Here is an 11,974-nt window from a genome sequence, read left to right on the forward strand (position 1 = left end):
GCAGTACCCGCAGGCAGCGGTTGGGGCTCTGGTGGTCACAGCGATGTGGCTTCCCAGCAGACCATCACCGCCGTCGGCGGGATGCAGCAGAACCCGTGTGGCGCCCAGGAAGCGTCGCTGTTCTTCGTGAACACGACCGACTGGGGCACCTGCGCCGTCTCTGATGGTGGCGCAACCGTTCCTGCCGGAGCTGGTGCTGGTTCTGGGGGTCACAGTGATGTGGCTTCCCAGCAGACCATCACCGCTGTTGGTGGGATGCAGCAGAACCCGTGTGGTGCTCAGGCCGCGTCGCTGTTCTTCGTGAACACGACCGACTGGGGGACCTGCGCCGTCAGCAATGGCGGCGCGACGGGTGCTGTACCTGCCGGTGCGGGTTGGGGTTCGGGGGGTCACAGTGATGTGGCTTCCCAGCAGACCATCACCGCCGTCGGTGGGATGCAGCAGAACCCGTGTGGTGCCCAGGAAGCGTCGCTGTTCTTCGTGAACACGACCGACTGGGGCACCTGCGCTACCGGCAACGGTGGCGCGGTTGCAGCTGTTCCGGCTGGCGCTGGTGCTGGTTCGGGGGGTCACAGCGATGTGGCTTCCCAGCAGACCATCACCGCAGTCGGTGGAATGCAGCAGAACCCGTGTGGTGCCCAGGAAGCGTCGCTGTTCTTCGTGAACAGCACCGACTGGGGCACCTGCGCTGTCAGCAACGGCAGCGCACCGGCTGGCACCGGTGGTGGATGGGGCTCGGGCGGTCACAGCGATGTGGCTTCCCAGCAGACCATCACCGCCGTTGGCGGGATGCAGCAGAACCCCTGTGGTGCCCAGGAAGCGTCGCTGTTCTTCGTGAACACGACCGACTGGGGCACCTGTGCTGTCAGCAACGGCAGCGCACCGGCTGGCACCGGTGGTGGATGGGGCTCGGGAGGCCAGACTGATGTGGCTTCCCAGCAGACCATCACCGCAGTCGGTGGAATGCAGCAGAACCCGTGTGGTGCCCAGGAAGCGTCGCTGTTCTTCGTGAACACGACCGACTGGGGCACCTGCGCTGTCAGCAACGGCAGCGCACCGGCTGGCACCGGTGGTGGATGGGGCTCGGGCGGTCACAGCGATGTGGCCTCCCAGCAGACCATCACCGCGGTCGGCGGGATGCAGCAGAACCCCTGTGGCGCCCAGGAAGCGTCGCTGTTCTTCGTGAACACGACCGACTGGGGCACCTGCGCCACCGGCAACGGTGGTGTAGGCACTCTGCCGGCAGGCGCTGGTGGTACGGGTGGCCAGACCGATGTGGCTTCCCAGCAGACCATCACCGCCGTCGGCGGGATGCAGCAGAACCCCTGTGGTGCCCAAGAAGCGTCGCTGTTCTTCGTGAACAGCACCGACTGGGGCACCTGCGCTGTCAGCAACGGCAGCGCACCGGCTGGCACCGGTGGTGGATGGGGCTCGGGAGGTCACAGCGATGTGGCCTCCCAGCAGACCATCACCGCTATCGGCGGGATGCAGCAGAACCCCTGCGGTGCCCAAGAAGCGTCGCTGTTCTTCGTGAACACGACCGACTGGGGCACCTGCGCCGTCGGCAACGGCCCGGGCACCAGCCCGGCGCCCGGCGGCACAGGCGGATGGGGCTCGGGAGGCCACAGCGATGTGGCCTCCCAGCAGACCATCACCGCCGTTGGCGGGATGCAGCAAAACCCCTGTGGTGCCCAGGAAGCGTCGCTGTTCTTCGTGAACACGACCGACTGGGGCACCTGTGCTGTCAGCAACGGCAGCGCACCGGCTGGCACCGGTGGTGGATGGGGCTCGGGAGGCCAGACTGATGTGGCTTCCCAGCAGACCATCACCGCAGTCGGTGGAATGCAGCAGAACCCGTGTGGTGCCCAGGAAGCGTCGCTGTTCTTCGTGAACACGACCGACTGGGGCACCTGCGCTGTCAGCAACGGCAGCGCACCGGCTGGCACCGGTGGTGGATGGGGCTCGGGCGGTCACAGCGATGTGGCCTCCCAGCAGACCATCACCGCTATCGGCGGGATGCAGCAGAACCCCTGTGGCGCCCAGGAAGCGTCGCTGTTCTTCGTGAACACGACCGACTGGGGCACCTGCGCCGTCGGCAACGGCCCGGGCACCAGCCCGGCGCCCGGCGGCACAGGCGGATGGGGCTCGGGAGGCCACACTGACGTGGCCTCCCAGCAGACCATCACCGCTATCGGCGGGATGCAGCAGAACCCGTGTGGTGCCCAGGTCGCTTCGCTGTTCTTCGTGAACAGCACCGACTGGGGTACCTGCGCGGTCAGCGACGGCGGGGGCCAGCCTGGCCCCGTGCCGCCGCCGACGCCGCCTCCGGGTGGCGACAGCCAGCTCACAGTTGGTACGCCGACCGTGAACGGGCAGGCGGCCGGCGCCGCTCCGGGACCTAACACTCCCGCGGGCGCACCGGCGGCCATCGTCGTACCGATCCAGAACTCCGGCGATGCGCCTGTCACGGGCATCTCCGGGGCAACTCCGGACGGCGCGATGACCTGTGGCAGCACCGAGCTGGCTCCTGGTGAGTCGACGACGTGCGCCATGGCAACCACCGCGGACTCCGGGGCACAAACCGTGCCGGTGCAGGTCACCGGTACGGGCCCTGGAGGCACGCAGGTGTCGGGCAACGGCACCGTGTACTACACCGGTACGCCGGCGGTTCCGCCGCCTGGCGGTACCGGTGGGCTGACCGTCAGTACGCCGACGGTCAACGGCCAGCCTGCTGGTACCGCCCCGGGACCTGCGGTTCCCGAGGGTGAGCAGGCGTCCATCGAGGTTGCCGTGCAGAACACCGGCGACGGTTCGGTTTCGGACCTGTCCGGTGCCACGCCGAGCGGTGAGCTCACCTGTGACAGCACAGAGCTGGCTCCGGGTGAGTCCACCACGTGCTCGATCGATGCCGGCTCCACGCCTGGTCCGAACGTCGTGCCCATTGCGGTCACGGCCGAGGGCGAGGATGGCGCGCCGGTCGCCGGCAGCACGGTCGCCTACTACACGGGTTCTGCCCCGGATAGTGGTGACGGGCCGGAGATCACGGTCGGTAACCCGAGCGTGAACGGTGAGGACGCCCTGTCCGCACCTGGTCCTCAGGTCGCACCTGAGGACGACGCACAGATCGAGGTGCCGGTGACCAACACCGGCGGCACCGACATCAGCGGCCTGCAAGGGTCGTCTGTTGCCGGGGACCTCACCTGTGAGAGCACGGACCTCGCCCCCGGCGAGTCCACGACGTGCTCGGTCGCCGCGGACGTAGCGGCGGGCGACAACTCGGTACCCATCGAGGTCACCGGGGAGTCTCCCGACGGCGCGCCCGTCTCCGACGACACCACTGCCCACTACGTAGGTACGGGCAGTGCGGGTCAGCCGGAGGTCACGATCGGTGAGCCGACCGTGAACGGCATGCCAGCTGGTGGCTCGGCCCCCGGGCCGGTGGTCACGAGCGGTCAACCCGCCTCGGTGGTCGTGACTGTCACGAACTCCGGGGACAACTCGGTGTCAGGGGTCTCCGGCCAAGCCGCCGGAGTACCGGTGACCTGCGCCGACACGTCGCTCGCCCCCGGCGAGTCGACGACATGCCAGCTCACGATCGAGGCGCCTGAGGGAACTCAGGTGATCCCCATCGTGATCACCGCTGCGGACTCGGAGACCGGTGACCAGGTGACGTTCACGCGCAACCTGTTCCTCGTCGGTCGTCCGGCCAACAACCCGGGCAACAACCCGGGCAGCGGAAACGGCAACGGAGACGGACCGGGTGCTGGCGATGGACCTTCTGGTCAGCAGCCAGTCGGCTACAACCCGGGCTCCGGCCCGGGCCAGCAGTCCGACACGCCGGTCGGCGGCGTCCCGGCTGGAAGTGGCCCCAGCGCCACGTCCGGTCACGGATGGCTGTACGGCGCTGGCTGGGTGATGTTGTTCCTCGCAGTCGGAGCCGCCTACGTGCGACGTCGGCTGAGCAACGTCACCGAGATCTGATCGACCACTCGACAGAGAGAGATCTCGTGATCAACAGAAGGAGGAGTGGCGGCCGCCGGGGCTTCACGGTCCCGGCGGCCACCGCCGCTCTCATCGCCCTGTTCGTCCTGGCCGTCGGCGGCAGCGCCATCCTCGCTGCGTCGCCGAACCGGCCCAACACCGCGGACGTCTCGTCACCGACGGCGTCCGCCACCCCAACGTCCACACCGAGCGGCACCGTGCCGGCCCTCGCTAAGTCCGAGCCCCGGCTGCTCGTCGTACCCAAGCTCGGGGTGCGCGACCAGCTGGTCAGCCTGGACGCCGTCGGCAGCAACATGCAGCTGCCTCCGGCTCGCAAGGCCGGGTGGTTCACCGGATCGGTCACCCCGGGCGAGCCCGGCGTGAGCGTGATCGCCGGCTACATCAGCAACCCCGACCACACCGCCAAGCACGGAGTCTTCTGGGGGCTCCACAGGCTGAAGGTCGGCGACAAGATCTCGGTACGGCGCCAGGACGGCACCACCGCCGAGTTCTCGGTCACCGAGATCGCGAGCTACCCGGCCGGGAAGTTCCCGACCGAGCGGGTCTACGCGACGTCGGCGGAGCCGCTGCTCCGGCTGGTCACGACCGGCGGGAAGCTGCACCCGAAGGACGCACCCGGAAATGTCGTCGTCTACGCGGACCTCGTCGCGTCCCGGTAGCGGGCCCTTCATCGGGCGTGCGCTGCTGGCGGCCGCCATCGTCTTGGCGGTCGCCGGCGCGTGCGCCCTCGCCTTTGCGGTCGGGCAGTCCGGGGCACCGCAGGCCGCTCCGCTTGCTCCCGGCGCCACCACACCCGCCGGGCCCGCCGGGCCCGCCGGCGCCCAGCCCGCCTCGCCGAGACTCGCACGCCCGGTCTCACTCCAGATCCCGTCACTGGGGCTGGACCGTACCCTCCTCACCGTCGGCCTGGCCGCCGACCGCACGCTGGAGGTGCCCCCGTTCGAGTACGCCGACCAGCCCGGCTGGTACGAGCGCTTCCCCACCCCCGGCGACCCCGGGACGGCCATCATCGTCGGCCACGTCGACTCCCCGGCCGGGCCCGCGGTCTTCGACAGGCTCGGCACCCTCCGAGCCGGCGACGAGGTCCGGGTCCGCCGTACCGACGGCCGCACAGCGGTCTTCGCCGTCGACCGGGTCGCGACGTACTCGAAGGACCACTTCCCCACCAGCCTCGTGTACGGCGCCATCGGCTACCCCGGCCTGCGGCTGATCACCTGCGGCGGCCGGTACGACGCCGACGACGGCGGCTACCAGGACAACACCGTCGCCTTCGCCTCGCTGACCCGCTTCGACCGCCAGACCGCCTAAGCAAGGGGCCGTTTCCGCCCTGTCAGACTGCACCCATGGACGAGTCGCAGCTCCTGGACCGGGCTCGCGGCGGCGACGAGGACGCCTTCGCCGCACTGGTCGCGCCGTACCGCTCGGAGCTGCACGCGCACTGCTACCGGATGCTCGGCTCGGTCCACGACGCCGACGACGCCCTGCAGGAGGCGCTGATCGGCGCGTGGAAGGGACTGGCCGGGTTCGAGGGCCGGAGCTCGCTGCGCGGCTGGCTGTACACGATCGCGACGCACGCGGCGATGCGGCTCGGCAGGAACCGTCCGAAGCGGGTGCTGTCGATCGACTACGGCCCCGCCACCGTCGACCCGCACCAGCTCGGCGACATGGTCGACGAGCCGGTCTGGCTGGAGCCCTACCCGACCTCGATGCTGGGCACCGGACCAGCCGACCCGGCCGCTCGCTACGACGCGCGCGAGTCGGTCGAGATCGCCTTCGTGGCCGCGCTGCAGCACCTGCCCGCCACCCAGCGGGCGGTGCTGATCCTGCGCGAGGTGCTGGCGTTCTCGGCCGCCGAGGTGGCCGCGGCGCTGGAGACCACGGTCGCCGCGGTCAACAGCGCCCTGCAGCGAGCCCGGGCCGGCCTGGACGCCCGGCTGCACCGGGCCGGCCCCCAGCAGGACACCATCAACGCGCTCGGGGACGAACGCGTCCAGAAGCTGCTCGACTCGCTGGTCACCGCCTGGGAGCGGGCGGACGTGCCGGCGATCATGGACTTGCTCGTCAGCGACGCGGTGCTGTCGATGCCGCCGCTGCCGGCCTGGTTCCGCGGCCGCGAGGCGGTCGCTCGGTTCATGCGGGAGCGGATGTTCGTGGTGCCGTGGCGGGCCCGGGTCACCTCGGTCAACGGCCAGCTGGCGCTCGCCTGCTACCAGGCCGACGACGCCAGCGGCGCGTCGTACCACCTCGGCGGCATCGTCGCGCTCACCCTCGACGGCGACCGGATCGCGGCCCTCACCTCGTTCCTGGCGCCGATGATCGACGAGCGCTACGGCGTGGAACTTTCTTGGACGGAACCGATGAGTTCGTGACGAGCGGTGACTCATGGGGTGCGTAAGGCGACCGGACGGACCGGCGCCACCCACCTGAAGGAGCCAGTCATGAAGAAGCTGATCGTGGTCAACCTGATCTCGCTCGACGGATACGCCGCCGGCGAAGGCGGCAACGTCTACGTGATGCCGCTCGACGAGTCGTTCAGCGAGTACAACGCCGAGGCGATGCGCGGCGCCGACACCCTCCTGTACGGCGCGGACACCTACCGCGGGATGCTCGGCTACTGGCCGGACATCGAGGCCGACGAGGAGCAGCCGGCGGTCGAGCGGGAGATCTCGTCGTACTGCAACAGCTACGCGAAGGTCGTGGTCTCCGACTCGCTGACCACCGAGGACACCGGCGTCTGGGCCGGCAGCACCGAGGTGGTCAGCCGGGCCGATGCCCACCGCCGGATCGCGGAGCTGAAGCAGGGCGAGGGCCGCGACATCGTGATGTTCGGCAGCACCGTGGTCTGGAACGACCTGCTGGCCGCCGGCCTGATCGACGAGCTGCACTTCCAGGTCGGCGCGGGCGCGGTCGGGTCAGGGGTGCCGGCGTTCCAGCAGGCGTTCGGCGGGCACGCCTTCGACGGCAGCCTCACCCTCCTCGAGGCCCGCCAGCTCGCCGGCTCCCCGAACGTCCTGCTGAGGTACGCCGTCTCCGCCTGACCGGCCGGAGCCCGGATTCAGCGGAGCAGGTCGCGGCCGATGACCATCCGCTGGATCTGGTTGGTGCCCTCGAAGATCTGGGTGACCTTGGCGTCGCGGAAGAGGCGCTCGACGGGGTACTCGCGGGTGTAGCCGTTGCCACCGAGCACCTGCACGGCGTCGGTGGTCACCCGCATCGCGGCGTCGGTAGCGGTGAGCTTGGCGATGCTGGCCTGCCGCGAGTACGGCCGGCCGGCGTCCTTGAGCCGGGCCGCGTGCAGGTACGACGCCCGCGCCCGCTCGACCGCCGCCGCCATATCGGCCAGCAGGAACTGCAGGCCCTGGAAGTCGCCGATCGGGCGGCCGAACTGCTCCCGCTCCCGCGCGTACTCGACGGCGTACGCGAGAGCTGCCTGGGCGATGCCGGTGCCGACGGCGGCGATGCCGAGCCGGCCGGCGTCGAGCGCGGACAGCGCGACCTTCATGCCGGCACCCTCCTCGCCGACCCGCTGGGCGGCCGGGATCCGGGCGCCGTCGAAGATCACCTGGGTGGTGACGTCGCAGGCCAGGCCCATCTTCTTCTCGGGGGCGCCGAACGACATGCCCTCGGTGTCGGCCGGCACGATGAACGCCGACAGCCCGCGCTTTGCGTCGTCGGAGGTGCGGGCGAACAGGATGTAGTAGTCGGCGCACGAGCCGTTGCTGATCCACTGCTTGGTGCCGTTGACGACGTACTCCTCACCGTCGCGCACGGCGCGGGTCTTGATCGCGCTGACGTCCGACCCCGCCTGCGGCTCGGACAGGCAGTAGGCGCCGAGCCAGTCGCCGTCGAGCATCCTCGGCAGCCACTCGCCGCGCTGCTCGTCGGTGGCGTTGGTGTCGACCACGGTGGCGGTCAGCGAGTGCACGCTGGTGCCGACGCCCACGGAGGGCCAGGCGGTCGCGATCTCCTCGATCACCTGCAGGTAGACCTCGTAGGGCTGGCCGCCCCCGCCGTACTCCTCGGCGAACGGCAGCGACAGCAGCCCGCTGCTCCCGAGCAGCCGGTACGCCGACTCCGGGAAGACCGCCGCCTCCTCTGCCTCGGCGACCTGCGGCGCCAGCTCTTTGACCGCGATCTCGCGGGTCAGCGCGAGCAGCTCGCGGGCTTCCTCGGTGGGCAGGAGACGGTCGACTTCGGTGGCCACAAACTGATCCTCGCATGTCGGTGGACGTGGCTAGAGTCGGGCGGGTGAGCGTGGAGTATCGAGAGCTGACCTTTGACGATGCCGTGACCGTGCAGCGGCTCAGCGGCGAGGCGTTCGGGATGCCGGACGAGCCACCGCCGGCGCCGGACCCGGACAAGTGGCCGCGGCCCGGGATGCGGCTGTGGGGTGCCTTCGACGGCGGTCAGCTGGCGGCCGTCCTCTACGTCCGCGACTACCACTCCTGGTATCACGGTCGCGAGGTCCGGACCGCCGGCATCGCCGGGGTCAGCGTGGTCGCCGAGGCGCGCGGGCGCGGGCTGCTCAGCGGCCTGTTCGACATCGCGCTCGCCGCGGCGCGGGCCGACGGGCATGTCATCTCGACGCTGTTCCCGACCGCACCCGGCATCTACCGCCGGCTCGGCTACGAGCTGATCACCGGCTACGACACCGTCGAGATCCCGACCTCGTCGCTGGCGTCGGTCCGGGCGCCCGAGGGCGTGTCCGTCCGCCGGGCAACGGCCGCCGACTTCGACACCGTCCGCGAGCTGTACGACGCGTGGGCGGCCGCCCAGAACGGCCCGCTCACCCGCCGCGGCCCGTCGTTCCCGGCGACAGCCGAGGACTTCATCGGCGCGTTCACCGGCGTCACGCTGGCCGAGGCCGGCGGCCGCGTGGTCGGCTACGCGAGCTGGACCCGCGGCCAGGGCTACGACTCGACCGCAACGATCAAGGTCGGCGACCTGATCGCGGTCACGCCCGACGCGGCCCGCGCGCTGTGGCGGATGCTGGGCTCGTTCGCCTCGGTCAGCGGCCAGATCCACGTGTACACCTCCGGCGCCGACATCGCGCGGCTGGTGCTGCCCGGCGCCCCGTGGCACGTCGTACACACCCACGACTACATGCTCAGCATCCTCGACGTCCCCGGCGCGCTCACCGCGATCGGCTACCCGGCGGTCTCGGCGAGGCTGCCCTTCTCGGTCACCGGCGCCGGGATCGACGGCTCGTGGACCCTCGAGGTCACCGACGGCGACCCGAAGGTGACCGACGGCGGCGACGGCGGGCCCACCTTCACCGCCCACGGCCTGGCCCTGCTGTACGCCGGCGCCCAGTCCACCGGCAACCTCCGCCTCGCCGGCCAGCTCACCGGCCCCACCGACCACGACCCGCTCTGGGACGCCCTGCTCGGCACCGGTCAGCCGCACATCCGCGACTACTTCTGAGGGCCCGGGCCCTCCCGACCTGCACGACGTTGCGTCAGGCTGCCTGCTCCGGCGTTTCGGCCGATCGTGCAGGTCCGGGAAGCCCCTCGATGAGCGCACGCCTCCAGCGCGATCCGCCGGCCTCGATCCGCAACATCCGGGTGCACTTCCTTGCCGTCTACGACGACCTCGACCTGAGGAGTGGCGTTCAATCCGGCGTCGATGGCGAGCGCGCGGAGCACGGACTCGAATGGGTTGGCGGCCCGTGCGTCGGCGCACGCCGCAACTCGGCGGGCGCGAGCCGCCCCTCCACCCTTGACTGCCGCCGCTGCTTGGACCAACTCCTCCTTCGTCACGTCGCCGTGGCGCAACGCGGAGTCAGCAACGGCGAGTGCCTCGTCGAACGGCAGATCCCGGGCGCAGTCCACGACAGTGCGCAGCCTGCCGGTCACCATGCCATCGACGTCGCCGGCGCTGAAGGTGGTCCAGTGGAGCCGAACCCCGACTCGTCGTTCGGCAGCGATCTTGCGGTCGCGGCGCACGGACACCTGGGGTTCCTCCGGCGGGAACTTGATCTCCCACCCCCAGTGGGCTGCAGCGCTCAAGTGCGATGCCACACCGTGAAGCTTGGCCGCTGCCACAACGCCGCGCTCACCGTCGGGCAGGCAGTAGCGGTCACGCGTAACGCGCTTGATCTGGCCGCGCTTCACGGCGGTCCGCGGCCGCTTGCGCGAGCTCAACGCGATGATCCGCTCGCATCTCGTCATCCACAGGGGCCGTTAGGACCGGCACGATCCAGCGAAACCGGCCGTGCAGTCCCCGCGATCGCCATCGTGCAGGTTCGGGCGGCCCTACTCCTCGGCCTCGGGGTAGGTCAGCGGCACGTAGTCGTTGACCACGAAGACCCCGTTGGTCTGCAGCTCGACGGACTGCAGGCCGGCCGGGCGGCCGTCGCGATAGGTGACCAGCGTGACCTCGGCGGTACGGCGCGGCTTGCTGCCGACCGCGACGGCGTACGCCGCGCCGCCGGTGGTGCCGTTGGTGTAGGTGTAGCCGGTCTCGCCGTTCTCGCCGATCACGGGTTCGGGGCCGACCCGGACGTGCAGGTGGCCGGAGAGGACCAGGTCGACGCAGCCGCGCTCGAGTGCCGGCGTACCGCTGTCGGCGTCATGAACAAGCAATGTTGTTACTCGGTCCTCGGAGTCGCAGGCGGCGTCCGCGATCCGCTCGGCCTGCTCGTCGAAGGTCAGCCCGGTCTCGTCGCGCCAGTTGCCGAGCCCGCTGGACCGCGGGTCGGCCACGCCCAGGATCTTCGTCTCGCCGGGCCCGTCCTCGACCTCGCCGTCGAGCACGGTCCAGCCACGCTCCGCGAGGTAGTCCGGAACGAACGAGCCGTGGTCGTGGTTGCCCGGCACCTGGAACCGGTCGATGTCGTCGAAGGCCGCCGTCACCGAGTCCAGCGAGAACGACTCCCACGGCTTGCCGGTCGAGGTGTCGTCGCCGGCGTCGAACACCGCCGTCACACCACCGGCGTCGCCCACCGCGCGGGCGACCTTGTCCATGCCGATGTTGTCGTGCCGGTCGGTGATCAGCAGCACGACGGTCTCGTCCTCGGCAGGCTGCCGCAGGTCCTGGAGCTCCGGCAGCTCCGCCGCCCGCTCCGCGGCCCTGGTGTAGAAGACCTTGCTCTCGGCGTACGTCGCGATCGCGCTCTCGATCAGCCGCTTGGTCTGGTCGGTACTGAGATCGGTGCTGATCTCCAGCTCCTTGGCCTCGGCCGGGACCGGGATGCCGCTGACGTAGCCCGCGAGCGGCCGCCAGCTGACCTCGTCGGTCATCGTCCGCTCCTCGTGGTCCCACGGCTGCCACGCGGTGATCGCGATCAAGGTCACCGCGGTCACCGCGGCGACGCCGTGCCAGGTCGCCAGACCCGTCATCAGCTGCCGCCGGCGCCGGTCGCCGATCAGCACCCAGATCCCGACCGGGACCGCGGCGATCGCGCCGCCACGCACCGCCGCGTCGATGGCCAACTCGCGGAGCGCGGACTCGACCTTCTGGATCTGCCCCTCCGGCTGGCTGGCGATGAACGCATAGCGCTGCAGCAGCTCGTCGGTGGACCGGGCCTCGGTCTTGCCGAGCGTGATGTCGACGCCGAACCGCGCGGGCGAGTCCTGGCGTACGTCGGGAAGGAACGGCCCGGTGTGCAGCGTGATCTGCCGGTCCAGGGTCGGCCGCAGCACCGCGTCGTGGCCGACGATCACGGTGGTCGCCGAGCTGTTGAGGAACAGCCACAGCGCGATGGGTACGGCGAGCACCACCCACGCCACGACGTACGTCGCCGCATGCAGCCACCAACCCCACGTCGCCAATCGGCCCAACCGGTTCATCCCGACCGACCCTATCGAGGGCGGTTTCACTAGGTACCTAGCGAAACCGCCCCAACCCGTCGGAAGTTTCGCGTGGGCTGGGACGAATTCACTAGGTACCTGTAACTATTCAGGTCATCGGCGTGCCTGACTGCTTGGTCGTGGGGCGGGAAGTGAGGATGTTGATGTTCGTGACCGGCGTC

Annotated in this window: 9 protein-coding genes; 6 read left to right on the forward strand and 3 right to left on the reverse strand. The window is 70.3% G+C overall.

Annotated elements, in window-relative coordinates:
* The first annotated feature begins 45 nt into the window (after window positions 1-45).
* From DDV73_RS27770 to DDV73_RS06440, 5 genes are all read left to right on the forward strand, one after another.
* A complete protein-coding gene (locus DDV73_RS27770; RefSeq protein WP_154402629.1) occupies window positions 46-3,981 on the forward strand; it encodes a hypothetical protein in 3,936 nt (1,311 codons plus the stop codon).
* A 26-nt stretch (window positions 3,982-4,007) separates the two neighbouring features.
* Window positions 4,008-4,661: a sortase domain-containing protein gene (locus DDV73_RS06425; RefSeq protein WP_161962300.1), complete on the forward strand. Its 654-nt coding sequence runs from the start codon at window positions 4,008-4,010 to the stop codon at window positions 4,659-4,661.
* Window positions 4,624-5,310 (forward strand): class F sortase, encoded by a 687-nt coding sequence (locus DDV73_RS06430; RefSeq protein WP_109506426.1) that lies wholly within the window; start codon window positions 4,624-4,626, stop codon window positions 5,308-5,310. Before DDV73_RS06425 ends, DDV73_RS06430 begins: the two co-directional genes overlap by 38 nt.
* Window positions 5,311-5,345: 35 nt before the next feature.
* Complete coding sequence (locus DDV73_RS06435; protein WP_109506427.1) at window positions 5,346-6,371, forward strand: RNA polymerase subunit sigma-70; 1,026 nt, start codon at window positions 5,346-5,348, stop codon at window positions 6,369-6,371.
* Between the two features lie 69 nt (window positions 6,372-6,440).
* The gene (locus DDV73_RS06440; RefSeq protein WP_109506428.1) at window positions 6,441-7,040 is read left to right on the forward strand and encodes a dihydrofolate reductase family protein; all 600 of its coding nucleotides are present in this window, start codon (window positions 6,441-6,443) and stop codon (window positions 7,038-7,040) included.
* Window positions 7,041-7,057: 17 nt separating this feature from the next.
* On the opposite strand, the gene DDV73_RS06445 is transcribed toward DDV73_RS06440, so the two are convergent.
* On the reverse strand, window positions 7,058-8,206 hold the full coding sequence (locus tag DDV73_RS06445; RefSeq protein WP_109506429.1) for an acyl-CoA dehydrogenase family protein: 1,149 nt from the start codon (window positions 8,204-8,206) through the stop codon (window positions 7,058-7,060).
* Window positions 8,207-8,250: 44 nt separating this feature from the next.
* On the opposite strand from DDV73_RS06445, the gene DDV73_RS06450 reads away from it, so the two are divergent.
* Window positions 8,251-9,426, forward strand: a complete 1,176-nt coding sequence (locus tag DDV73_RS06450; protein WP_161962301.1) for a GNAT family N-acetyltransferase — start codon at window positions 8,251-8,253, stop codon at window positions 9,424-9,426.
* Here DDV73_RS06450 and DDV73_RS06455 read toward each other — a convergent pair.
* Window positions 9,417-10,145, reverse strand: coding sequence for a type IV toxin-antitoxin system AbiEi family antitoxin domain-containing protein (locus DDV73_RS06455; protein WP_161962302.1), 729 nt, complete (start codon window positions 10,143-10,145; stop codon window positions 9,417-9,419). The two genes, DDV73_RS06450 and DDV73_RS06455, sit on opposite strands and share 10 nt — an antisense overlap.
* Before the next feature lie 111 nt (window positions 10,146-10,256).
* Window positions 10,257-11,792: a metallophosphoesterase gene (locus tag DDV73_RS06460; protein ID WP_240617153.1), complete on the reverse strand. Its 1,536-nt coding sequence runs from the start codon at window positions 11,790-11,792 to the stop codon at window positions 10,257-10,259.
* Between the last annotated feature and the right edge of the window lie 182 nt (window positions 11,793-11,974).

This window comes from Nocardioides speluncae, from assembly GCF_003121585.1.
GTDB classification, from domain to species: Bacteria; Actinomycetota; Actinomycetes; order Propionibacteriales; family Nocardioidaceae; genus Nocardioides; species Nocardioides speluncae.

Coding starts and splice junctions, on each gene's coding strand:
- DDV73_RS06440 (WP_109506428.1), top strand. CDS start 6,441: ATGAAGAAGCTGATCGTGGTCAACCTGATCTCGCTCGACGGATACGCC.
- DDV73_RS06430 (WP_109506426.1), top strand. CDS start 4,624: ATGTCGTCGTCTACGCGGACCTCGTCGCGTCCCGGTAGCGGGCCCTTC.
- DDV73_RS06435 (WP_109506427.1), top strand. CDS start 5,346: ATGGACGAGTCGCAGCTCCTGGACCGGGCTCGCGGCGGCGACGAGGAC.
- DDV73_RS06460 (WP_240617153.1), bottom strand. CDS start 11,792: ATGAACCGGTTGGGCCGATTGGCGACGTGGGGTTGGTGGCTGCATGCG.